Here is a 22,475-nt window from a genome sequence, read left to right as displayed (position 1 = left end):
GTAGGAGGTCATACTGACTACACAATGTTTAAGGTATTGAAAATTAACGATTTATTAGTTGGCATGAATACTGAGTAGCTAAGGGTAATCAGTAAAGAAGCCCAGGAGGCTCCCATGCTTAGTGCCCAAGACCGTGCCATCGTCAAATCCACCGTGCCCCTGCTGGAAAGTGGCGGTGAGGCGCTGATCACCCATTTCTACCGCATGATGCTCTCCGAGTACCCTGAGGTGCGCCCGCTGTTCAACCAGACCCACCAAGCCAGCGGCGACCAGCCTCGCGCCTTGGCCAACGGCGTGTTGATGTACGCGCGGCATATCGACCAGCTCGACCAACTGGGCGACTTGGTGGCGAAGATCATCAACAAGCATGTGGCGTTGCAGATCCTGCCGGAGCACTACCCGATCGTGGGCGCCTGCCTGCTGCGGGCGATTTCCGAAGTGCTGGGTAGCGAGATTGCCACGCCTGAGGTGATGAAGGCCTGGGGCGCCGCCTATGGCCAGTTGGCCGACATTCTGATCGGTGCCGAAGCCGCCATCTACGAAGAGAAAGCCCAGGCCCCCGGCGGCTGGCGCGGTGCGCGGGCGTTTACGTTGGTCAAGCGAGTGGAGGAGAGTGCCGAGATCGTCTCTTTCTATTTCGCGCCTGTGGATAACGGTCCGATCCTTGCCGCTGCGCCAGGCCAATACATCGGTATGAAGCTGGTGCTCGACGGTGAAGAAGTGCGCCGCAACTATTCCCTGTCGGCCCTAAGCGATGCCGGACAGTATCGCATCAGCGTCAAGCGCGAAGCCGGTGGCCGGGTGTCCAGCTACCTGCATGACCAGTTGCACGTCGGCGCAACCATCGACCTGTTCCCGCCGTCGGGTGAGTTCATCCTGCAGGCCAGCGATAAACCGTTGGTGCTGATCAGCGGCGGCGTGGGCATCACGCCGACCCTGCCGATGCTTGAAGCCGCTCTGGCCACCCAGCGTCCGGTGCATTTTATCCACTGCGCGCGTAACGGCGGGGTGCACGCGTTTCGCGATTGGGTGGACGCGCTCGCCGCGAAGCACCCGCAACTCAAGCGCTTCTATTGCTATGCCGAGGATGACGGTGTAAGCCTTGCGGCGGATAACGTTGGGCTCTTGAGTCTGGAGCAGTTGCAGGCCTGGTTGCCGCAAGAGCGTGACCTGGACGCGTACTTCCTCGGACCTAAAGGTTTCATGGCCGCAATCAAGCGCCACCTCAAGGCCCTGGGTGTGCCCGAGAAGCAAAGCCGCTACGAGTTCTTCGGCCCGGCTGCTGCCTTGGAATAACACGGTCAAAATGTGGGAGGGGGCTTGTCCTCGATAGCGGTGTGTCAGCTGAAGATAAGCTGGCTGATCCACTGCTATGGAGGGCAAGCCCCTTCCCACATTTGGCTCTCTATTTCTTCAGATTAATCCCCCGTTAACCCCCCTCTGTTTAAACCACTCTCTGTGTGTAAACTTGCGGCCATTGGCATAACCAAACAAAGGGATACGGGGATGAGTGACGAATTGCGTTTAGGCAGGGAGCGGCGCTTTCTGGTGTTGCTGGGCATCATCTGCCTGGCGCTGATCGGTGGGGCGTTGTACATGCAGGTGGTGCTGGGCGAGGCGCCGTGCCCGCTGTGCATCCTGCAACGCTATGCCTTGTTGTTGATTGCGATCTTCGCGTTCATCGGCGCAGCCATGCGCACCAAGGGTGCCCTGACCTTTTTCGAAGGGCTGGTGATCCTCAGCGCCGTCGGCGGGGTGGCCGCAGCGGGTCACCACGTGTACACGCAGTTCTTCCCGCAGGTCAGCTGCGGCATCGATGTGCTGCAACCCATCGTCGATGACCTGCCCCTGGCCAAGGTCTTCCCGCTGGGCTTTCAGGTCGATGGCTTCTGCAGCACGCCGTACCCGCCGGTGCTAGGCCTGTCCCTGGCGCAGTGGGCCTTAGTGGCGTTCGTGCTGACGGTGATCCTGGTGCCGCTGGGCATCTATCGCAATCGCCAGCGCAAGGCCTGAACCCAACTGTCAAACGCCCCGGTCCTTCTTTGACGAAGGCCGGGGCGTTTTTGTTTGTAGGCTTTTGTGAATAGAGCGTGACACGGGACAACTGAGGGTGCGCGAAGCGTGCGACATGTTGTCACACAGAGGCCGCCGCAGGACGTTTCTGCTTCGCGAAGCCATCGCTTAAATTTGCAAAAAACGCCCAAGGTGTGCTGTCAGTTCGTGGTCTGGACGACGTTGCGCACCTCGCGGCGGACACACCTTTGCGTGATGTCCCAATGCCTTGTTTTCTGGGGGGTTAGATAGGTTTTGCACGCCCTTACGACGACTGAGGGCCGTGGCGGTTCAGCCTATAACACCGCAATTTTTGTGGTTTTTGTTGAGAATCGAACGCGATAAAATCGCGAACCGTTGCAATATCGGTGAAGGATTATTGCTGTAATCGATAAAAATTATTTCTTTATAAGACATGGTTTATACATCGCTAGCTAACTACAATCGCACGCACTGAATGTCCCGTGCTGTTCAATATTTGAGCACTGGAGCGGTCGAGGGGCAGATGGATGGCTCTGTGCGACCCCAAGGTTCCGGCAGCCTTTCAACTATCCGCACCAAACGGAATTGGTCTGTAACAAGGCCTTTAACCACGAAATCGAATAAGAACTCACCGCAGGTCCGTGAAACGCTCCGTTATGGCGTGCCGGGCAGGCTCTTATTCAATCGAAGAGAAATGCCAACCCTTGGCAGGGTGAAGTGTTGGCGATCAAAACCCAACTGCATTGCGCAAGCTGCTTTAGAGGTCGTGAGATGAGTAAAAACAGGTACCCCCGATTACTAGGCTTTTTGCCGCTGCTTGGCATGATGTTAATGCTGGGAGGCTGCAAGTGGACCTTGATGGACCCAAAAGGACAGATCGGTCTGGATCAACGAAACCTGATCATCACTGCCACCCTGCTGATGCTGTTGGTTGTGGTGCCTGTGATCATCATGACCTTCGCCTTCGCCTGGAAATACCGCGCGTCGAACACCAACGCGACCTACGCGCCTAAGTGGTCGCACTCCACCAAGATCGAAATCGCGGTGTGGCTGGTTCCGATCCTCATCATCATCGCCCTGGGTTACATCACCTATAAGTCGACCCACGAGTTGGACCCGTACCGTCCGCTGGAGTCCGACGTCAAGCCGATCAACATCGAAGTGGTCGCGCTGGACTGGAAGTGGCTGTTCATCTACCCGGACCTGGGTATCGCCACGGTTAACCAGATCCGGTTCCCGGAGAACACCCCGCTTAACTTCCGGATCACCTCCGACGCCGTGATGAACTCGTTCTTCATCCCAGCCCTGGGTGGCCAGATCTACGCGATGGCAGGCATGCAGACTCGTCTGCACCTGATCGCGAACGAAAAAGCTGAAATGGAAGGCATCTCCGCGAACTACAGCGGCGCTGGCTTCACCGGCATGAAATTCAAAGCGATCTCGACGAGCCAGGAAGATTTCAACGCCTGGGTAGCCGAAGTCAAGGCCGCACCTAAACAGCTTGATCAAGCTGAATACGACGCCCTGACCAAACCAAGCCAGAACAACCCAGTCGCTCTGTACTCCGCGTATGAGCCGAACCTGTTTCAGAAAATCGTCGACAAGTACGAAGGTATGAAGCCAGGCAAGCCGGTCAAGCACGAGAAGAAAGAAGTGGCCGCGGTTGAAGGTTCTGACACGGGCTCGCATTCAACTGCTGGGGCAGAGGAGTAAACGATGTTTGGTAAATTAAGTTGGGATGCGGTCCCGTTCCACGAGCCGATTGTGATGATTACCATCGCCATGATCGCGCTGGGTGGTCTGGCACTGTTTGCAGCAATCACTTATTTCAAGAAGTGGACCTACCTGTGGACCGAGTGGCTGACGTCGGTCGACCACAAGAAAATCGGCGTGATGTACATCATCGTTGCCATGGTCATGCTGCTGCGCGGTTTTGCCGACGCCATCATGATGCGTACCCAGTTGGCCATGGCCACCGAAGGTTCGCCTGGCTACCTGCCGCCTGAACACTATGACCAGATCTTCACCGCCCACGGTGTGATCATGATCATCTTCATGGCGATGCCTTTCTTCACCGGCCTGATGAACCTTGCGGTGCCGCTGCAGATCGGTGCCCGTGACGTTGCCTACCCGTTCCTGAACTCCCTGAGCTTCTGGCTGCTGGTATCCGGCGTTGTGCTGATCAACGTGTCCCTGGGCGTCGGCGAATTCGCCAAGACCGGTTGGGTTGCGTATCCGCCATTGTCGGGTATCCAGTACAGTCCTGGCGTGGGTGTGGACTACTACATCTGGGCGCTACAGTTATCAGGACTCGGGACGACGCTGACGGGGGTCAACTTCCTGGCCACCGTCCTGAAAATGCGCGCCCCTGGCATGAAACTGATGGACATGCCGATCTTCACCTGGACCTGCACCTGGGCCAACGTCCTGATCGTGGCTTCGTTCCCGATCCTGGCCGCTACCATGGCGCTGCTGTCGCTTGACCGTTACCTGGATTTCCACATTTTCACCAATGAACTTGGTGGCAATCCAATGATGTACGTGAACCTGTTCTGGGCATGGGGTCACCCTGAGGTGTACATCCTGATCCTGCCAGCGTTCGGTATCTTCTCCGAAGTGATCTCGACCTTTACCGGCAAGCGCCTGTTCGGTCACCACTCGATGGTTTATGCATCGGGCGCGATCTCGGTACTGGGCTTCATGGTTTGGCTGCACCACTTCTTCACCATGGGCTCGGGGGCCAGCGTCAACGCCTTCTTCGGCCTGGCGACGATGCTGATTTCCATCCCGACGGGGGTGAAGCTATTCAACTGGCTGTTCACCATCTATCACGGTCGTCTGCGCATGACCAGCCAGGTTCTGTGGACCCTGGGCTTCATGGTGACCTTCGCCATCGGCGGCATGACCGGCGTACTGCTGGCCATCCCGGGTGCTGACTTCGTACTGCACAACAGCCTGTTCGTGATCGCTCACTTCCACAACGTGATCATCGGTGGCGCTGTATTCGGTTACATCGCTGGTTTCAGCTTCTACTTCCCGAAAGCGTTCGGCTTCAAGCTGCACGAAGGTTGGGGCAAGGCTGCATTCTGGTTCTGGATCTCGGGCTTCTTCGTCGCGTTCATGCCGCTCTATGCACTGGGCTTCATGGGCATGACCCGTCGTCTGAACGCTACTACCAACCCTGAGTGGGTGCCGTACCTGTACGTTGCCATGTTCGGTGCAATCATGATCGCTGTGGGTATCGCCTGCCAGTTGATCCAACTGTACGTGAGCATCCGTGACCGTAAGCAGAACGCTTGCGACTCCGGCGACCCATGGAATGGCCACACCCTGGAATGGTCGACTTCGTCGCCGCCGCCGTTCTACAACTTCGCCGTGATCCCTACTGCGAACACCATTGATGCGTTCACCGAAGCCAAGGAAGACGGTACTGCGTACCAGCGTCCTAAGCACTACGAGCCGATCCACATGCCAAGCAACACCGCCACTGGCGTGGTGATGGGTGCGCTGTTGACCGTGTTCGGTTTCGCGATGATCTGGCACATCTGGTGGCTGGCAATCGTGAGCCTGGTGGGCACCATCGGCTACTTCATTGTCCACGCAGCACGTGATGATCAAGGCTACATGGTGCCGGTCGAAACGATCGAGCGCATCGAAGCCGAGCAGCACGCTCGCCTGGTCGCCGAGAAGAAAATCCCGGCCAACCGTGTAGAAACCTCGTTGGAACAGGCTTAAACCATGTCGAACTTAGTGACCAATGCTGGACACGCCCATGTCGATGACCATGGGCACGATGACCATCACCACGACTCGGGGCCGATGACCGTTTTCGGTTTCTGGCTCTACCTGATGACCGACTGCATCTTGTTTGCGTCGATCTTCGCGGTGTACGCGGTACTGGTAAACAACGTAGCGGGTGGCCCGTCGGGCCACGACATCTTCGAACTGCCTTACGTGCTTGGCGAAACCGCCTTGCTGTTGTTCAGTTCGATCACCTACGGCTTCGCCATGTTGGCCTTCTACAAGGGCAACAAGAAAGGCGTGCTGACCTGGCTGGGTATGACCTTCCTGTTCGGCCTGGGCTTCATCGGCATGGAGATCAACGAGTTCCACCTGTTGATCTCCGAAGGCTACGGCCCGCACCGTTCCGGTTTCCTGTCGGCGTTCTTCACGCTGGTCGGCACCCACGGTCTGCACGTTACTGCCGGCCTGCTGTGGATGGCGGTGATGATGTATCAGGTCAATAAACACGGCCTGACCAACACCAACAAGACTCGCCTGACTTGCCTGAGCCTGTTCTGGCACTTCCTGGACGTGGTCTGGATCTGCGTCTTCACCGTTGTTTACCTGATGGGGACTCTGTAATGGCTAATGCACACTCCCATGACCATGACAGCCATGATTCGAGCCACGGCAGCGTTAAGTCGTACGCCATTGGCTTCATCCTGTCGGTAATCCTGACGCTCATCCCGTTCGGTCTGGTGATGTACCCGACCCTGCCGAAGTCGATCACCTTGATGATCGTATTGGCATTCGCGGTGATTCAGGTCCTGGTTCACCTGGTGTACTTCCTGCACCTGGATCGTTCTAAAGAGCAGCGCGATAACGTGATTGCGTTCGTGTTCGCAGGCTTAGTAATCCTGCTGCTGGTTGGCTTGTCGATATGGATCATGTTCAGCATCCATACGTTCATGATGGCGAAGTGAGGTAAGACCCGATGTCGCTTAAGCACTTTATCCAAATCACCAAACCGGGGATCATTTTCGGTAACGTGCTTTCTGTGGCGGGCGGTTTCTTCCTGGCCTCCAAGGGACATGTCGATCTGGCCATCTTCCTGGCTGCGATGATCGGTACGTCCCTGGTGGTTGCTTCCGGTTGTGTCTTCAACAACTGCATCGACCGTGACATCGATATCAAGATGGAGCGCACCAAGAATCGCGTGCTGGTCCAGGGCCTTATCTCCCTGAAGCTGGCACTGATCTACGCGACCGTTTTGGGTGTTGCCGGTGTGGCACTGTTGTACAAGGTGGCCAACCCGTTGGCGGCGCTGTTTGCCGTGATCGGCTTTGTCATCTACGTCGGCCTCTACAGCCTGTACCTCAAGCGCAAGTCGGTTCACGGCACGCTGGTGGGCAGTCTGTCGGGGGCGATGCCGCCGGTGATTGGTTATGTGGCTGTAACCAATAGCTTCGACATGGCCGCGCTGGTGCTGCTGGTGATGTTCAGCCTGTGGCAGATGCCGCATTCCTACGCCATCGCGATCTTCCGTTTCAACGACTACCTGGCTGCATCGATTCCGGTTTTGCCGGTCAAGCGTGGCATCCAGGTTGCCAAGAAACACATCCTGCTCTACATCCTGGCTTTCCTTGTGGCGACCTTGATGTTGACCTTCAGTGGCTACGCCGGCATGAGCTACCTCGCCGTCGCGGCTGCCATGGGCATGTACTGGTTGTACATGGCCTGGACAGGCTACAAGGCGGTGGATGACACCGTCTGGGCGCGCAAGCTGTTCGTGTTCTCGATTTTCACCATCACCGCGCTCAGCGTGATGATGTCCCTGGATTTCCAAGTGCCGAAAGAGCTGTTGCTGACCTACGCACACTGAGTGTCTGAGTAGCAAAAGGCCCCGCCTTCGAAAGAAGCGCGGGGTTTTTTATTGAGTGACCTTTAAACTATGCCCACATCCTACCCATGCAGGACGCAGAACGATGAGTAAAAAAGCCGTAATCGTGTTCAGTGGCGGACAAGACTCCACCACCTGTTTAATCCACGCACTGCCGCACTACGATGAAGTGCACTGCATTACCTTCGACTACGGCCAACGCCATGTGGCGGAAGTCGAAGTCGCCCAGCAGCTTGCCAAGCAGTTGGGGGCGACCGTTCACAAAGTGATGGACGTGTCGTTGCTCAACGAGCTGGCCATCAGCAGCCTGACCCGCGACAACATTCCTGTGCCGACCGTGAATAGCTCAGGTGAAAGCCTGCCCAGCACCTTTGTGCCGGGGCGCAATATTCTGTTTCTGACCCTGGCGGCAATCTACGCCTACCAGGTGAAAGCCGAGACCGTCATTACAGGCGTATGCGAAACCGACTTCTCCGGTTATCCGGACTGCCGCGATGAATTCGTCAAGGCGCTGAATCAGGCACTCAAGCTGGGCATGGAATACGACGTGCGCCTGGAAACCCCGCTGATGTGGCTGAACAAGGCCGAGACCTGGGCCTTGGCCGATTACCACCAGCAACTGGACTTGGTCCGCCAGCAGACCCTGACCTGCTACAACGGCGTCCTAGGCAGTGGCTGTGGCGAGTGTGATGCGTGCAACCTGCGTGCTCGGGGCTTGAATGAGTACCTGCAGAACAAGACAGATGTCATGCAGAACCTGAAGCAGAAGTTGCAGCTGAACTAAGGTGATGAAGCCGATGGGCAAGGCCCATCGGCGTGTTTCAATCAGGCAGCGTTGCCGGTGATATAGCGCTTGAACAACGAACGCGCGCCATAGGCCGGCAGAATATTAAAGAACGCAAAGCCCACCTTAATTGCGATCTGCACATAGATCATGCTCAGGATATCGCTGGTCTGCATGGCGCCGTAGAACGCAATAAAGCAGAACAGGAAGCTGTCGATAATCACCGCAAAGAACGTACTGAGGAAGATGCGCAGGTATAGGTATTTGGAGTTAGTCAGCTCTTTGATCTTGCACAGCAAATACGAGTTGATGTTTTCCGACACCAGGAATGACACCGACGACGCGATCAACACCGACGACACCTGCACAATTACATCGTTATAGGGACCGTCGAGTTTCCAACCGGGCAAGCCAGGTAAGAAGGTGGAGCCGTAGAGCAAAATGATGATCATCGCGTTGCTGGCAAAGGCAAACAGGATGGCCTTCCTGGCGAGCCTCAGGCCAAAGTTTTCGTTGAGCAGATCCACGATCAGGAAGGTCAGCGGGTATAGGAAAGTGCCCGGCGTAACGATGATGTCGAGGGACTCGATGTAGATCGGTTTCGTCGCGGCAATGCTGGTGAAGATGTAAAAGGTGAAGAGCAGCAGGTTGAGGATGATGTAGATCATCCACGAACTTTCATTGCGATCGTTGAGGTCGTACGCCGTCACCGTGCCCGCTTGGGAGTAGTACTTCTTGTACAGGTTTTTAACTTCCATTTTATTCAAGTTATCCATGATTTCGCTGTTTAAGACTTCGCTCAACTTGACCCGAATGATCTTGCCCGTGGCGATGATCATGATCACCGCCAGGCGCTTGTCATTTTCGAAGCCCAGCAGTTTGTATTTGCTGTTTTCGATCTCGCTTTCATACGTGGTCATTGAAGCGCTCCTCAATGATATCCCCCAGAACACACAGACGTTCTGAGCTGGCGCAGGCTTCACGGCTGATAAACAGCGTGTGGGTAGCTCTGTCGAACACCAGTTTTTCCTTATCGTCGCTCGACGAACCCTTCTGGATGATCAACAGGTCACCCGGCTCATTCGCACCCGGTATAGGGCGCTCCAGTCGCACGCCGATCAGGTTGTGGGAGGTGCCGAAGTAGTACGTGAGCGGGAAGAGGGTAGCCAGTTCGCCAATGCGCTTATCCAAGTGCTGCATGACCTGGCTTTGCTTGAGCACCGGCACGGCTGCGGGGTTCATGTTGCCTTGGGGCGAGGCACTGCTCTCGATGATTTCCTTGGCTTCAAAATCGATGGTCTCGATTTCTTCGTAGGACACGCCGAAGAAGTCGGAAATCTTGCGCAGGGTCGACTGCTGAACATTGACGACCTTGCCTTCGAGGATGTTGTAGATCGTAGTGCGGGTCAGGCCGGCGGCGTTGCACAGCGACAGCTGGGTCTCGCCACGGCTCTTGATCAAGTACTTGATGTTGCTCTTCAAATGCTCGGTTTTTTCTCGTCTGTGCATCACGCGCTCACCACTTCCCTATAGTAAAAACCGTCGATCTTTGAAGGCGCCGTATAGATTGTTTCAACAGTGAAACGCCCATCCAGGGCGTTTCATACGTCGCGGCGGGCGCAAGTGTTGCACGCGTGCGACCTAACAATAAAGTCTCGGATGCGAGGGATCCGCATTGCGCAAGGCTAATGGCCATCCGCTCGGTAAGGGGGGACAAAAGAGAACATTTAATTTGGAAAATGTTTAATTTCCTGTTTAATTGAACGCCACGGTTCAGGACGAACTGATACGCAGCGACCAAGGAAAGGACACCCGCCATGGCATTCAATACCGTACACCTGCAGGATCAGGCTGACCTGTTGCGCCGAGGCATGGCGGACTTGCGCGCCGAGGACCTGGAACTGGCGATGTTGCTGGACGCCGAAGTGGCGCGCCAACATCGCACGCTGTCATTGGTCGCGTCCTCCTGTGCAGTCAAGCCTCGCACCCTGGCGGCTTCCGCGTCCGCACTCGTCAACGTTACTGCAGAGGGCGCGCCCGGCAAGCGTCATCGCGCCGGCTGCGAGAATGTCGATCTGGTTGAGTCCCTGGCGATCCGCAGGGCGCGTGAACTGTTCGACGCCCACTACGCCGGCGTGCAATCGCACTCGGGTTCCAACGCCAACGCCCAAGTGTTGTCCGCCCTGCTTGAGCCGGGTGATACCTTGCTGGGCATGGCCCACGATCACGGAGGTCACCTGACCCACGGCAGCCCCGCCGTGTTTACCGGGGCCTACTACAAAGCGATTCGCTACGGCACCACTGCCGAGGGCCTTATCGATTACGAGCAGGTGCGCAGCCTGGCGCTGGCCCATCGTCCACGGATCATCATTTGCGGCGCATCGGCTTATTCGCGTGTGCTGGATTTCGAGCGGTTTCGTGCGATTGCCGATGAAGCAGGCGCGATCCTGTTGGCCGATATTTCCCATATCGCAGGGCTGGTTGTGACCGGTCGCCACCCCAGCCCGATTAACGCGGCTCACGTCACGACCACTTGCACTCACAAACAGTTGGGTGGCCCGCGTGGTGGGCTGATCCTGTCCGGTCGCGACGCCCATACCAAGGTGCCTGGCTTGAAGGCGACTTTCAGCCGTGTGCTGGATCAAGCCGTCTTCCCGCGTATGCAGGGCGCGCCGGCGGTCAATATGATCGCCGCAAAAGCCGCGGCGCTCGGCTACGCAATGACGGCGGAATTCGACGTTTGCATGGGGCGGGTTCGCGCCCTGGCCGACGAAGCGGCCTACGCGTTTCAGGCCCATGACTATGACGTGGTCGGTGGACGCAGCGAAAACCATACGGTGTTGATTCGTTTGCGCGGGGACATGACCGGTGCTATCGCTGAGTCGGCGTTGGAATGCTGCGGAATCGTTGTGAATAAAAGTCGCGTCCCCGGCGAGACCCGTTCGTCTGCCGTTGCCAGTGGCCTGTGTATTGGCACAGGTTCCATGGCGCAACGCAATGTGGATGCCGATGGCTGTCGGCAAGTCGTCGATCTGGTGTGCCGGGTACTCAACCAGGTGACGCCGCTTGGTGAATACGAGTACCACTTCGAGCCCACTGCGCAGGCGCAATTGCGCTCTGAACTTGAGCATTTGTGTGCCAAATACCCCATCGCGGACTATTGGGAGCACTGAAAGCCCGCCCATGAAAAAGCCCCGTCGTCGAAAGTCGTACGGGGCTTTTTCATGGGCGCTCGGTTAAATCCGCCGCGTATTGTCTCGTCATACTCACTTGTACGAGCAGTGCGAATCCATCATCCGCCTACAAGGAGTAGTCACCATGGTCAGCGTTAGTCGTCGATCCCTTCTCGCCCTCGGCGCCGCCCTGCCTTTACTCGGGCGCCTGGATTGGGCGGTGGCCGCGTCGTCGGCAACCAAGACTGACAAGGTGCTGCTCAATTACAACGAAAGTCCCTACGGGCCCTCGGCAGCGGCCCGCGAAGCGATGCAGCGCGGCATCGACACTGCAGGGCGTTATCCGTACAAACACATGTACGCCCTGGCCGAGTTATTTGCACAGCAACAAGGGATTGCCGAAGATCAAGTGGCGGTGTTTTCCGGCTCCATGGCCGCACTGCGCTACGCGGTGCTGGCGTTTACCAGCGAAACCCGGGGCCTGGTGATGGCGACGCCGTCCTACGAGGTACCACGCCAGGCCGCCAAATCGCGCAAAGCGCCGGTGAAAGAAGTGAACCTCAACGCCGAGCATGCCCACGACGTCCAGGCCATGCTCGCGGCTGACCCCCAGGCCGGCATGCTCTACCTGTGCAACCCCAACAACCCGACGGGCACCGTGACGCCGACCGAGGCCATCCGCCAGGCTTTGGCGAACAAACCCAAAGGCTGTGTGCTGGTGGTGGATGAGGCTTACATCGACTTCGCCGATACCCCAAGCGTGGTGAGCTGGGTCAAGGACAACGACGATCTGCTGGTGCTGCGTACCTTCTCGAAAATCTACGGCATGGCCGGCGCTCGCCTGGGCCTGGCGATCGGCCATCCGGCGCTGCTGGAGCGCTTGGCGGTATTCGGCGGCGACAACGTCCCGGCCGGTTCGTCCTTGCTCGGCGGCCTCGCCAGCCTGGAAGCTGTGAAGGTGCTGCCCCAACGCAAGGCGCTCAACGCGCAACTGCGCGAAGAAACCGTCACCTGGCTTAAGGGCCGTGGCTTCACTTGCACGGCATCCCAGGCCAACTGCTTCATGATTGACGTGAAGCGCCCGGCAGAGCAGGTCATCGACACACTGGCCGCCCACGGCGTACTGATCGGACGAGTGTGGGAAAACTGGCCGCAGTGGGTGCGGGTCACGGTGGGGAATAAGCGGGAGATGGCGCGGTTTCGCGAAGTGTTTGCGGCGCAGATTCAGGGCGCCAGCTGACACCGCGCAAAAAAATGTGGGAGAGGACTCCCACATTGATCCGAGGGTGTTGGTTACTGCTGCGCGATGCTGTAACCCGCAAACGCCGTCTGCTGTTGCAGTGCAGTAATCACGCTCTTGCGGCTCAGCGGCTGCTCGACGCCGGCGTTGTCCACAAAGCTTTCGACTTGCAGCTCGGCTTCATCGCCTTCACCCACAAAGCTGAAGCCCAGGAACTCGAACGCCTCGCGGTCGACGTTCAACTTAGAACGTGGCGTGCGCAGCGGCAGCGTGACGCTGATGCCGTCCTTGCTGATCACAAACACTTCAGCTTCTTTCTTGGGGCGAGCCGCCTTGCCCTTGCCGGCGCTTGGGTTGCTGATTGCCTGGTGAGACTGGTTCAGCACCTTGAGGGCCAGGCCGTAGACCAGTTCCTGAAACTCGGGGTCGTCCTTGAAGCTGGACAGGATGCGGCTGATGGAGAATTTGCTGCTCAGGTCTTCCAGCGCGATGTTATCGGCGGCTTCGGCGTCCTTGAGCTGCTTGAGCTGGCCCATCAGGTCGTAGGCCTTGTCGTCGTCGAAGGCGTCGTGGGCCTGGCGGATGGCGACGCGCAGTTCGCGGATCTGGTCGCTTTCCTTGGAGGTGTGAAAGGCGTCCAGCACCATCTCGCTGATGATCTTGGCGGCTGGCACGTGCTGTGAAAGATTGATGGCGTTTTCGTATTCAGCTTTGGCGTGCAAGGCGACTACGGATTCTTCGGCGGAGTGTTCGGTGTAAGAATCGGACATTGAAATTTCACTACTTCAGTAAACGGGGAAGACAAAAAAGCGTCGCGCATTTTCAGGGTGGAGGGGGATCAGGTCAAGGCAGCACAATGCCCCTATCGCGGCGCAAGGCTGCCGACCGGCGGATACGGGCGTTAAACCAATTGCTTGAGGCACGCTTGAAGAATATCCAGTCCTTCTTCCAGCACCGCAGGCTCAATGGTCAGTGGCGCCAACAGGCGAATGATGTGCCGCGACTTGCCGCTGGGCATCAATAGCAACCCGGCGTCTCGCGCCAGGCTCAACAATTGGGTCAGTTGCTGAGGCGCTGGCGTGCCGTCGGTGCTGGTCAGCTCGATGCCGCGCATGGCGCCGACGCCGGTCAGGCGGCCCAGGTACGGCGACAGGCGCTGCGAACGCCAGGCTTCATAACGGCCGACGATCGCTTCTTCCTGCTGCGAGCCCCACTCCTGCAAATGCTCATCGGTCATTGCATCGAGGGTGGCCAGCGCCGCTGCGCAGGCAATGGGGTTGCCGGAGTACGTACCTCCCAACCCACCTTTGGGCAGGTTATCCATCAACGTCTTGCGCCCGACCACTGCGCCCAAGGGGACGCCGCCGGCGATGCTTTTGCCGAGCAGGATCAGGTCCGGTTCTATCCCCAGGCGCGAGAAGGCAAAACGCTGGCCGGTTCGGCCGAAGCCGGATTGGATTTCGTCAGCGATCAACAGGATGTCGTGTTCATCGCAAAAGCGCCGCAGCGCCTGAGCGAACTCGATATCCAAGGCGAGGAATCCGGCTTCGCCCTGCACCGGTTCGATGATGAAACAGGCTACGTCGCTGATATCGATTTCCACACTGAACAGTCGATCCATAGCCTTCAGTGCCTCAGCGCAGCTCACGCCGTTATCGGCGCTGGGGTAGGGCAGGTGATACACCGGGCCGGGCAGGACGCCGACCTTTTGTTTGTAGGGCGCCACTTTGCCATTGAGGTTGAGAGTGGCCAGGGTGCGGCCGTGGAAGGCACCGTCAAAGGCGATCACTGCAGTGCGGCCGGTGGCGCCGCGGACGATCTTCAAGGCATTTTCCGCGGCTTCCGCGCCGCTGTTGGTGAGCATGCCGCTGACGGGGTAGTTCACTGGGATAAACGCTGTCAGGCGATCCATGAGTTCGATGTACGGCGTGTGCGGCGCGGCGTTGAACGCAGAGTGGGTCAACTTCGTCGCTTGTTCACGAATAGCCTCCACCACACCGGGATGGCAATGGCCGAGGTTAAGCACGCCGATGCCGCCGACAAAATCGATATAGCGCTTGCCCGTGGTGTCCCAGACTTCGGCGTTCTTGCCGTGGCTGAGGCTGATGGGATGAACGATGGAAATCGACTGGCTGATGGTTTCGCGGCTCATGAATCTCGGACTCGGCAGTGGCGGGCGTCGTTTTATCTAAGCCGCAGGCCAGCCCTTGTCGCAAACGAAATAAAGTCGCCGGGTCATTCCAAATCGGAAGGAGCCGTTGCCAAAAGTCGTTTGTGGCAACGCGCTGAACCCGTCAAGCGCGGCCTCAATGCGCTGTGGAGCAGAGGCGGCATCCAGTACCCGGCGCCAGTACGTTGACGGGCTTGACCTACTCCGACACCCCATCTTTCCCCGCCGCTTTGGCGCGATACAGTGCCTGGTCGGCACGCGCCATCAGGGCGGCGGGAGATTCATCCATGCGCCGCTCGGCCACGCCCAGGCTCAGGGTGACGGTGAGATCTCCGCGCATCGGGATCTTGCGCATCGTTCGGCAGATGTTCTCAGCCAACGCCCTGGCGGTTTCCAGTGAGCTTTTGGGCAGCACCACCATAAACTCATCACCTCCCCACCGAGCCAGTAGGTCGCCTGGGCGAATGCACCTCTCCAGGCATTCCACGACGTGCACCAGGGTTTGATCGCCCACGCCGTGGCCGTGTTGGTCATTGATTGGTTTGAAGTCATCGATATCCACCGCGATCAATGCCAACGGCAGGCGAAAACGCTGTGCGCGGCCGCACTCTTCCAGCAGTACCTTTTCCAGGCGGTAGCGGTTGGCGACGAGAGTGAGGGCGTCCCGCTCGGCCAGGGAGCGGTTTTCGTTCAGCTGTAGTTGTAATTGCTGATTGACCCGCGACAGCTCGCGCGTCCGCTCGGCCACCAGTGCCTCAAGGGATTGATTGCGTCGCTCCAACTGTTCAACGGAGGATTTGCGCAGATCGATGTCGCGATGGGCGCCCACCATCCGTGCTACCGAGCCGTCCTCATTGCGCGCAATGACATAGCCGCGATCCTCGATCCATAGGTAGCTGCCATCTTTTTTGCGGCAACGGTATTCGGTTTGGTAGTGAGGGGTACGCTGGTGGACGTAGTCATCGAACACCGTCATCACACGGGGGTAATCGTCCGGATGGATAACGTTTTCCCAGGTAAACACGTTGTTTTCCAGGGAATGGCGAGGGTAGCCCAGCATTTCGTACCAGCCTGGGTTGCGGTAGACGAACCCGGTATTGGCGTTCCAGTCCCAGATGCCGTCGCTGACCAGCTCCAGCACGGCATGCAACATGTCGGCGTTAAGGTGGGAAAAATCATGGTCCAGCGGGTTGTTGCCGGAAGTATCGTCCATCTGCGCATTCCTTGCGTGGGCAGGCGCCTAGGCCTGCCAATGTTGTCGCCGATACTCCGTGGCTGGGGCTACTGTACAGCAGGGATTAAACGCTTTGAATAGAGTGGGTATGCTGCTTTTGGGTGATGGCTATTAGCTATGGTTGCGGCGCCACCATCCTCGTCCGAGGTTTGCCGTCCGCGTTGTGCTGGTAAATAGCCTCAGGCTGCCCCCGCTCGTTGAAAAACACTTGGCCAATTCCCGCCGAATTCCATAACCGTTCACCGGCTTCGGCATGTTCCGGGATATGGGGGACCACCTGCATGGTGCGGCGGCGAGTGAACCAGTTCAGGGGCGATCGCGGCGAATAAAGCCAGCGGTTGAGGCGGTCGAACCATTCCAGCAATCGGGGTGGGAATTCGTTCTTGATGCCGCTGCTGGTGATCTGCCAGATTCTGGGGCCGGCGTTGCGGTGGCGGATCAGCACTTCATAGACAAACGAGTAGTGCACGTCGCCCGAGAGGATCACGTAGTTACCCGGCGTGCGCGAGTGGCGGAAGATGTTGAGGATGACCTGAGCTGCGCCGCGATGAGCCATCCAGTTCTCGGCGTCCACCAATAAAGGATGGCCGCACCAACTGAAAATTTTTTGCACGGTCTCGATCAGCTTGACGCCAAAAATCGGCGCGGGAGAGACGATGATGGCTGAGGGATGATCGAGCAGCTCTTGTTGCAGTTCGCTCAAGGCTTCCCAGTCAAGGAGGCCTGATGGGTGCTTGAGCGTGAATTCGCTGCGCCAGCGCCGGGTGCGGGTGTCGAGCACCACCAAGGCCGGCGTTGTGGGCAGGACGTAATGCCACTGCTGGAACTTCAGCAGTGTCTCCACCAACTGGTCCTGCGCGAGCGCGTCCAAGTGATTGTCCTGCGTGTGGGTGACCAGTGTCTGCGTTTGGCCCACCAGCTCAACAAAGGCATCCGGGTTATTCCCCCAACCCTGGCACAGCAGGTAGGCGAGCAGCGCGTTACCTATGATGCGTTTGGAAAACGGATGGCCGTAGGCGGTTTCTTCCCATTGGGCGCTGAGGTTCCAGTCGTCGGTGATGTCGTGGTCGTCAAAGATCATCAGGGTGGAGAGGTGGGCAAATACCCGTGCTACGTCCGGCAAACCCTCACGGAATATATCCAGCGTCACTTGCTCACGCGCATAGCGCGATGACTCCTCGGCGCTCAGTTGCGGCGGTTGTGGGGTGATCAGGTTCCAAGGCGCAGGCGACCACACCAGCAAGTACATCGCCATGACTTCGGCGAAGGTCACCAGATGGTTGTCGGCGGTGCTGCTGGTGAAAATCGGTTTTTTCACGCCGCCAAAAAAACGTTCACGCAGGGTCTCGTTGCTGTCCAGCGCCGGGAGCAGATCGGCGCGGTTGTAGTAGCTGGCGTGATGCCCGTAGAGGCTGGCGCTATCGTCTACCACGGCGCCTTCCAGGTATTCGTCGAACAGGCCCAGGCGCGCAATCAGCCCATGGATCGCGCGCAGCATCGGCCCGGCGACATCGTCGGCATACACTTGGTCGCCGCTCATCATCAACAAGGCCGGGCGCTCGGTTGGGTTCTGCGCATTGGCCAGCAGGCGATCAACGCAAAGCAGGCCTTCGTCGGCACTGTGGTGAGGTTTGCGGCACGAGCCGTGCACCAGTTGATGGATACGGCTGTGCAGCACGAAGTTCGGGTATTGGGCGTTGGCGTACAGCAAGTGGGGTGCCCACTGGGCTATGCCGGTGCCGTCGACGAGCAAGTCATAGTCGATGATCACATCCTGCGGCAGCGCCTTTTCCAGCCGTATATCAATCAGATGGACAAACGCCTCGCGGCCCACCTGCACGACTTGGCATTGGTCCTGGCCCAGCGGGATATCCAGGTGCTGCTCGGCAGATTGCAGCCTCAGGGTCAGGGTTAATGCTCGGCTTCCCACCAGCCACAACACCAAGCGTTGGGGTTCCAGGCGCCGCAGCAGAGGGCCGGCGAGTACGGCGGGCAAGGTGTCGGGATGTGGCATGCAGTAAAAGGCTCCGGCCAGGGTTGAACCGGAAAGATTAGCGCAACGGATGTCAGTGTTTTGTTAAGACGCGACGACCTACAAAGACGAGGGGCAGTGCACTGCCCCTCGTACGACGGTTTAAGGCAAGTTGCCCTTGCCCAGGCTGTCTAGGCTGCCGGTATTCCTGTGTCGGCCATCGCGCGCCGAACCGTCAGCGTCCTGAGGTTCGAGCTGCGATTGAGGGCCGTCGATGCTGCGCTTATTGCGTTGAAGGGGGGCGTCGTCATGCGGTGCAGTGGGGTATTGAGCAGGCAGAGGGGGAGAATTTATAGGGCCGAGCATGGAAGTATCCTTCTATCAGTCGAGGGTGACTTCGCCCTGTTGAGCGAAGTGGCGACAAACTTATAGAGGACGAGGGGCGTCGAGCTATAAACGCCCTGCTGCAAGATATGACGGAGGTTGAGGCCCGCTCTCTAGAGCAAGCCATGCCTGGCTATTGCCAGAGACCCCTTGCCACAAGGTCGCTGGCGCTTAGGTCGGTGAGTTTTCAATTACGTTCGGCACCGTAAACCGGAACTCGCTGCCGCGCCCCACTTCACTTTCAGCAATGATCTTGCCGCCGTGGGCGTGGACGATGCCCTGGGTGATGTAGAGCCCCAAGCCACTGCCCGTTGGATTGTTTTCGGTCTGGGTCCAATAGCGGTCGAACACATGGGGCAATTGCTCCGGCGCAATGCCCTCGCCGGAGTCGCGCACCGAAAACACGGTCTCCTCACCATTGCTCATGGCACTGATGCCGATAGTGCCTTGGCGCGGCGTGAACTTGATGGCGTTGCCGATCAGGTTCGACAGCACCTGGAACATCCGCTCAGGGTCGCCGTTGATCACCAGATCAGGCTCGGCGCTGAACGACAGGTCGATGCCTTTTTCCATCGCCAGCGGTGCGAGCAACGAGTAAGCCTCTTCGAACATCTGGCTCACATCCAGCGCCACTGGCTTGACCACATAGCGCCCGGCCTCGATTTTCGAAGTGTCGAGCAAGTCTTCCAGCAGCACATTCATACGCCCGGCGGCTTGCTGCATGGTGTCGATGGCCGTGGAAATCCGCCGCGACGTGTGTGGGCCATCGGAGCTGAAGGCCTTTTGCATCATGCCGCACAACATCGAAATGACCGTCATCGGGTTGCGCAAGTCGTGGGATACCACCGCCACCAGTTCATCACGGGCGCGCACGGCTTGTTGCTCACGCGCTACCTGGCGTGCCAGGTCGTTTTCCAGGGCGGAGCGACGCAGGTCATTGGCGGCAAACAGGTCACCATGGCTCCACTTGGTGGAGATGCCGGCCATTTCCACTTTCCAGATTTCAAACGAAGTGCGTGGGCGAAGGCGCAAGCCAGCGTCGGAGTTTTCCAGATCCAGTGGCTTGTTCGGGTCGCCGCTCCAGTTGATGTTCTCCTTCACTTCCGGGCGGAACCACAGCACACCGTTATCCACCGGTTTAGGTAGGCTCATGGCCAGGACACCGCTGGCCATCTGCTGAAACTCAGCGGCCGGCGGGTAGACCGAGGCCAGGTTATGGCTTGAAAACACCGTATCGCCGCTCTCTTGAAGCCACTTGTGCAACGCGCGGATCTGCGCCGGTTCCGGGCAGTTGCCGTAGCGGTGCAGTTGCTTGTCTTCGATGATCGCCACACCGCCGGACAGGGTCAGGTCCATCAGCACTTGGCCTTGCAGGGCCAGGCCATCGAACACGTTGTCCGCCGAGGCTTTCATCGCCTGATCCAGCAACGCCAGGGCCTCGACTTTTTCCTCGCGCTGGCGGCTCAGGTCCAAGGCTTCCATGGCGCTGATCTGCAATGACAACACCTGGCCGATGGTCTGGCAGGCGGTGCGCAACTCGTTGGGCACCAGCAGCGGTTCACGGTTGCCGCAGCTGATCAGGCCCCAGAGTTTGTCGCCCTTCATCAGCGAGATGCTCATGGACGACAGCACGCCCATGTTCTGCATGTACTGACAGTGAATCGGCGACACACTGCGCAGGGTGGCGAAGCTGAGGTCCAGCGGCTCACCGTTGTCCGGGCGCAGTTTGGGCAGCAGTGGCACTGGCTCGTAGGCCGCGTTGGGAATGATGCGCAACCAGTTGGTGCGATACAGCTCGCGGGCCTGCTCGGGAATATCGGACGCGGGGAAGAACAGCCCGTTGAACAGTTCCATGGACGGCGCGGACGCTTCGGCGATCACTTGGCCGTGGCCTTCCTCTTCGAAGCGGTAGATCAGCACGCGGTCGTAGCCGGTCATGGCTTGGATTTCATGCACGCTGATTTCGTACAGCGCTTGCAGGGTTTTAGCCGCCTGCAAACGTTGCAGCATCTTGCCCAAATCACTGGTGCGACGATTCATTGCACGCGGCTGGAAATTCTCCAGCAACGGTTCGAATTCCAGTATCAGGACGCCCTGATGGCGATGCAGCAGGCCATCGAACTTGGTGCCGTTGAAAGTGACGTGCAGCGGCGGCGCGTCGATAAAGTTGTTGTGCTCGACCATGTGTTGCACAGCCTTAGCGTGCTCTGCGCCCAGCAACCGGTGCAGCGGCTGGTCCAGCAGCGTCTCCGGTGCATGATTGAACAGGCTGGCGACGTTGGCGCTGACTTGGATGATCTGCAAGCCGGGGTCAGACAGCGTCAGCAACACACCATGGGGCTGGATGGCCCCTGGAATGCGAATAGGCTCGTCCGCACAGTTGGCAAGCAGCTCTTCAAAATCATCGGGTTTCATAGCAATACCTCCTGGCTGTCGAGCCATTGCTCAAAGCAGCGGAATGTCGAACGGGCCGCGTCTACCGCGTGTTGTTTGGCTGGTGCGTCCAGCGGCTGGTGGCCCAGATAGTCGAGAAAGTCTTTCCAGCGCCGACCAGTCTCGGGGCCATACACATTGAGAAACGCACCGCCGTTATCGGCGTCCAGATCCAGGCGCTGAGCCATTTCCCTGCGCAGTACCTGGCCGCCCAGCGTAGCGCCTTCGAGCACATACAAGGCGCCCAGGCAGGCAGCAGGGGTATCGAGGAGCGGCAGTTGGGTGCAGCGGGGCAGGTCGTTGATAGCAATATCATTCAGGCCAAGGGCGAGAAGATCGCTCAACAGAGTGGGTGTTTTCACACGCAGTTCTGTGTCATAGCCATCAGGGATCAACTCACAATCGTACAGCGCTGCTTCCATTGGCCCATAAAACCCGTGATACGCCTGGAGCAAGCGTCGAAACCAGTCGGCATTCAGGTATTCGCTGAAAAACGGCAGGCGCTTTTCCAGCGCTACATGCAGCAGGGCCGTGCCTGTGCGCAACGCTTCCAACAACGAGGGCACACCACCGTCAGGGGCCTGTGAATGCATTCAATAAGCTCGAACTGTGGGCCTGCCGGCCATAAATGACGCATAGAATTGGGCAGTGATTCTACACACCTCATGGCCATTGGCTGTACGCACAAGGCGAAAAGCCTGACCAGCGGATCAGAAAAGTCTCTCCTTGCTCATTAATGACCGCAGTGTTTGTCCCAAAGTTCGGCTTCAGTGATGTTGCGATGCTATCAATGCAGGTGCGGGCTTTGCTGGGTCAGTGCCGTTTGCACGCACTCAATCAGGTGTTCGGCGCTCCACGGTTTCGGTAGAAACCGCACAGAGCTACCCAGTTCCGCCGCGATCTTAGTGTTGCCGGATGTCAGCACTACCTTTACCTCTGGCCAACGATGGGCCACTACCCGGCTCAAGTCATAGCCGTTGAGCAAACCTGGCATCTGAACATCACTGACAATCAGGTCGACCGGTTCATCATCCCGCTCCAGAAAAATCATCCCCTCATCCGCCGAAGGAAATGACGTCACATGAGCCCCAAAATCCTCAAGTACATCCACCATTAACGAGCGAATGATCTCGTCGTCTTCCAGTACTAAAATCGATGGCTGAGCCATGATCGTTACTCCACCATCAGGGTTCAGTAAGGTGGAGTGGAAGACCATCGGATAGGTTCGATTGGATATGTCCAAAACGATGGGTGGTTACTCAGAGGGGTCTATTTTGCTTGTTTGCGGGGAGGTGCGGCACGATCCCTGTGCTCTGCAATGCACGCAAAAGGCTGTCGACCCTGAATGCTCCCCTGATCGAGCGTGGACCGAAGCGCTGATCTGGATGGGCATGCGTTCCTGACAAACAGGCATAATCGCCCGCATTC

19 protein-coding genes and 1 pseudogene are annotated in these 22,475 nt (G+C 58.1%); 10 read left to right on the top strand and 10 right to left on the bottom strand.

The window, feature by feature from the left end; all coding sequences use genetic code 11:
- Positions 1 to 114: 114 nt before the first annotated feature.
- The gene (gene hmpA, locus AOA61_RS16915; protein ID WP_099602200.1) at positions 115 to 1,296 is read left to right on the top strand and encodes an NO-inducible flavohemoprotein; all 1,182 of its coding nucleotides are present in this window, start codon (positions 115 to 117) and stop codon (positions 1,294 to 1,296) included.
- A 210-nt stretch (positions 1,297 to 1,506) separates the two neighbouring features.
- Positions 1,507 to 2,013, top strand: coding sequence for a disulfide bond formation protein B (locus tag AOA61_RS16910; RefSeq protein ID WP_032885619.1), 507 nt, complete (start codon positions 1,507 to 1,509; stop codon positions 2,011 to 2,013).
- 473 nt (positions 2,014 to 2,486) lie between these two features.
- Here the strand turns inward: AOA61_RS16910 and AOA61_RS32535 are convergent.
- Positions 2,487 to 2,778 (bottom strand): annotated as a pseudogene (locus AOA61_RS32535) (hypothetical protein).
- Between the two features lie 27 nt (positions 2,779 to 2,805).
- Between AOA61_RS32535 and cyoA the strand changes: the two are divergent.
- The 6 genes from cyoA (at position 2,806) to queC (ending at position 8,441) form a co-directional block, all read left to right on the top strand.
- The gene (gene cyoA, locus AOA61_RS16900) at positions 2,806 to 3,747 is read left to right on the top strand and encodes a ubiquinol oxidase subunit II (protein ID WP_032885620.1); all 942 of its coding nucleotides are present in this window, start codon (positions 2,806 to 2,808) and stop codon (positions 3,745 to 3,747) included.
- Between the two features lie 3 nt (positions 3,748 to 3,750).
- Positions 3,751 to 5,769, top strand: coding sequence for a cytochrome o ubiquinol oxidase subunit I (cyoB, locus tag AOA61_RS16895; RefSeq protein WP_032885621.1), 2,019 nt, complete (start codon positions 3,751 to 3,753; stop codon positions 5,767 to 5,769).
- A 3-nt stretch (positions 5,770 to 5,772) separates the two neighbouring features.
- Positions 5,773 to 6,399, top strand: coding sequence for a cytochrome o ubiquinol oxidase subunit III (locus AOA61_RS16890; protein WP_032885622.1), 627 nt, complete (start codon positions 5,773 to 5,775; stop codon positions 6,397 to 6,399).
- Complete coding sequence (cyoD, locus tag AOA61_RS16885; RefSeq protein ID WP_017734785.1) at positions 6,399 to 6,740, top strand: cytochrome o ubiquinol oxidase subunit IV; 342 nt, start codon at positions 6,399 to 6,401, stop codon at positions 6,738 to 6,740. Before AOA61_RS16890 ends, cyoD begins: the two co-directional genes overlap by 1 nt.
- Positions 6,741 to 6,751: 11 nt before the next feature.
- Positions 6,752 to 7,639, top strand: a complete 888-nt coding sequence (gene cyoE / locus AOA61_RS16880; RefSeq protein ID WP_014719864.1) for a heme o synthase — start codon at positions 6,752 to 6,754, stop codon at positions 7,637 to 7,639.
- A 103-nt stretch (positions 7,640 to 7,742) separates the two neighbouring features.
- Positions 7,743 to 8,441, top strand: coding sequence for a 7-cyano-7-deazaguanine synthase QueC (gene queC / locus AOA61_RS16875; protein WP_032885623.1), 699 nt, complete (start codon positions 7,743 to 7,745; stop codon positions 8,439 to 8,441).
- Between the two features lie 41 nt (positions 8,442 to 8,482).
- On the opposite strand, the gene AOA61_RS16870 is transcribed toward queC, so the two are convergent.
- Together AOA61_RS16870 and AOA61_RS16865 are read right to left on the bottom strand one after the other, a co-directional pair.
- The gene (locus tag AOA61_RS16870; RefSeq protein ID WP_032885624.1) at positions 8,483 to 9,361 is read right to left on the bottom strand and encodes a queuosine precursor transporter; all 879 of its coding nucleotides are present in this window, start codon (positions 9,359 to 9,361) and stop codon (positions 8,483 to 8,485) included.
- Positions 9,348 to 9,950: a helix-turn-helix transcriptional regulator gene (locus AOA61_RS16865; RefSeq protein WP_095186382.1), complete on the bottom strand. Its 603-nt coding sequence runs from the start codon at positions 9,948 to 9,950 to the stop codon at positions 9,348 to 9,350. The genes AOA61_RS16870 and AOA61_RS16865 overlap by 14 nt, the downstream gene beginning before the upstream one ends.
- 308 nt (positions 9,951 to 10,258) lie before the next feature.
- On the opposite strand from AOA61_RS16865, the gene glyA reads away from it, so the two are divergent.
- Together glyA and AOA61_RS16855 are read left to right on the top strand one after the other, a co-directional pair.
- The gene (gene glyA / locus AOA61_RS16860) at positions 10,259 to 11,614 is read left to right on the top strand and encodes a serine hydroxymethyltransferase (RefSeq protein WP_099602199.1); all 1,356 of its coding nucleotides are present in this window, start codon (positions 10,259 to 10,261) and stop codon (positions 11,612 to 11,614) included.
- A 145-nt stretch (positions 11,615 to 11,759) separates the two neighbouring features.
- Positions 11,760 to 12,854 carry a pyridoxal phosphate-dependent aminotransferase gene (locus AOA61_RS16855; RefSeq protein ID WP_099602198.1) on the top strand — a complete coding sequence of 365 codons (1,095 nt, stop codon included), beginning with the start codon at positions 11,760 to 11,762 and terminating at the stop codon, positions 12,852 to 12,854.
- Positions 12,855 to 12,907: 53 nt separating this feature from the next.
- Here the strand turns inward: AOA61_RS16855 and AOA61_RS16850 are convergent, their stop codons facing one another.
- The 7 genes from AOA61_RS16850 to AOA61_RS16815 form a co-directional block, all read right to left on the bottom strand.
- Positions 12,908 to 13,624: a hypothetical protein gene (locus AOA61_RS16850; RefSeq protein WP_095186385.1), complete on the bottom strand. Its 717-nt coding sequence runs from the start codon at positions 13,622 to 13,624 to the stop codon at positions 12,908 to 12,910.
- Between the two features lie 131 nt (positions 13,625 to 13,755).
- On the bottom strand, positions 13,756 to 15,006 hold the full coding sequence (locus AOA61_RS16845) for an aspartate aminotransferase family protein (protein ID WP_099602197.1): 1,251 nt from the start codon (positions 15,004 to 15,006) through the stop codon (positions 13,756 to 13,758).
- Positions 15,007 to 15,223: 217 nt separating this feature from the next.
- Entirely contained in the window at positions 15,224 to 16,237 is a 1,014-nt protein-coding gene (locus tag AOA61_RS16840; RefSeq protein ID WP_099602196.1) for a diguanylate cyclase, read from the bottom strand.
- A gap of 136 nt (positions 16,238 to 16,373) precedes the next feature.
- On the bottom strand, positions 16,374 to 18,272 hold the full coding sequence (locus AOA61_RS16835; protein WP_099602195.1) for an alkaline phosphatase D family protein: 1,899 nt from the start codon (positions 18,270 to 18,272) through the stop codon (positions 16,374 to 16,376).
- A 513-nt stretch (positions 18,273 to 18,785) separates the two neighbouring features.
- Positions 18,786 to 21,029, bottom strand: a complete 2,244-nt coding sequence (locus AOA61_RS16825; RefSeq protein ID WP_099602194.1) for an ATP-binding protein — start codon at positions 21,027 to 21,029, stop codon at positions 18,786 to 18,788.
- Positions 21,026 to 21,640, bottom strand: a complete 615-nt coding sequence (locus AOA61_RS16820; RefSeq protein WP_099602193.1) for a biliverdin-producing heme oxygenase — start codon at positions 21,638 to 21,640, stop codon at positions 21,026 to 21,028. The genes AOA61_RS16825 and AOA61_RS16820 overlap by 4 nt, the downstream gene beginning before the upstream one ends.
- Before the next feature lie 194 nt (positions 21,641 to 21,834).
- Positions 21,835 to 22,215 carry a response regulator gene (locus AOA61_RS16815; RefSeq protein WP_032885635.1) on the bottom strand — a complete coding sequence of 127 codons (381 nt, stop codon included), beginning with the start codon at positions 22,213 to 22,215 and terminating at the stop codon, positions 21,835 to 21,837.
- Positions 22,216 to 22,475 lie beyond the last annotated feature (260 nt).

Origin of the sequence: Pseudomonas sp. 2995-1, assembly GCF_002742505.1 — a bacterium.
Classification (GTDB): Bacteria; Pseudomonadota; Gammaproteobacteria; order Pseudomonadales; family Pseudomonadaceae; genus Aquipseudomonas; species Aquipseudomonas sivasensis.
This window is presented reverse-complemented; position numbering and strand designations above follow the sequence as displayed.

Bases quoted from the DNA above. Each gene is read 5' to 3' on its own strand.
- hmpA (WP_099602200.1), top strand. From the start codon at position 115: ATGCTTAGTGCCCAAGACCGTGCCATCGTCAAATCCACCGTGCCCCTG.
- AOA61_RS16910 (WP_032885619.1), top strand. From the start codon at position 1,507: ATGAGTGACGAATTGCGTTTAGGCAGGGAGCGGCGCTTTCTGGTGTTG.
- cyoA (WP_032885620.1), top strand. From the start codon at position 2,806: ATGAGTAAAAACAGGTACCCCCGATTACTAGGCTTTTTGCCGCTGCTT.
- cyoB (WP_032885621.1), top strand. From the start codon at position 3,751: ATGTTTGGTAAATTAAGTTGGGATGCGGTCCCGTTCCACGAGCCGATT.
- AOA61_RS16890 (WP_032885622.1), top strand. From the start codon at position 5,773: ATGTCGAACTTAGTGACCAATGCTGGACACGCCCATGTCGATGACCAT.
- cyoD (WP_017734785.1), top strand. From the start codon at position 6,399: ATGGCTAATGCACACTCCCATGACCATGACAGCCATGATTCGAGCCAC.
- cyoE (WP_014719864.1), top strand. From the start codon at position 6,752: ATGTCGCTTAAGCACTTTATCCAAATCACCAAACCGGGGATCATTTTC.
- queC (WP_032885623.1), top strand. From the start codon at position 7,743: ATGAGTAAAAAAGCCGTAATCGTGTTCAGTGGCGGACAAGACTCCACC.
- AOA61_RS16870 (WP_032885624.1), bottom strand. From the start codon at position 9,361: ATGACCACGTATGAAAGCGAGATCGAAAACAGCAAATACAAACTGCTG.
- AOA61_RS16865 (WP_095186382.1), bottom strand. From the start codon at position 9,950: ATGCACAGACGAGAAAAAACCGAGCATTTGAAGAGCAACATCAAGTAC.
- glyA (WP_099602199.1), top strand. From the start codon at position 10,259: ATGGCATTCAATACCGTACACCTGCAGGATCAGGCTGACCTGTTGCGC.
- AOA61_RS16855 (WP_099602198.1), top strand. From the start codon at position 11,760: ATGGTCAGCGTTAGTCGTCGATCCCTTCTCGCCCTCGGCGCCGCCCTG.
- AOA61_RS16850 (WP_095186385.1), bottom strand. From the start codon at position 13,624: ATGTCCGATTCTTACACCGAACACTCCGCCGAAGAATCCGTAGTCGCC.
- AOA61_RS16845 (WP_099602197.1), bottom strand. From the start codon at position 15,006: ATGAGCCGCGAAACCATCAGCCAGTCGATTTCCATCGTTCATCCCATC.
- AOA61_RS16840 (WP_099602196.1), bottom strand. From the start codon at position 16,237: ATGGACGATACTTCCGGCAACAACCCGCTGGACCATGATTTTTCCCAC.
- AOA61_RS16835 (WP_099602195.1), bottom strand. From the start codon at position 18,272: ATGCCACATCCCGACACCTTGCCCGCCGTACTCGCCGGCCCTCTGCTG.
- AOA61_RS16825 (WP_099602194.1), bottom strand. From the start codon at position 21,029: ATGAAACCCGATGATTTTGAAGAGCTGCTTGCCAACTGTGCGGACGAG.
- AOA61_RS16820 (WP_099602193.1), bottom strand. From the start codon at position 21,640: ATGCATTCACAGGCCCCTGACGGTGGTGTGCCCTCGTTGTTGGAAGCG.
- AOA61_RS16815 (WP_032885635.1), bottom strand. From the start codon at position 22,215: ATGGCTCAGCCATCGATTTTAGTACTGGAAGACGACGAGATCATTCGC.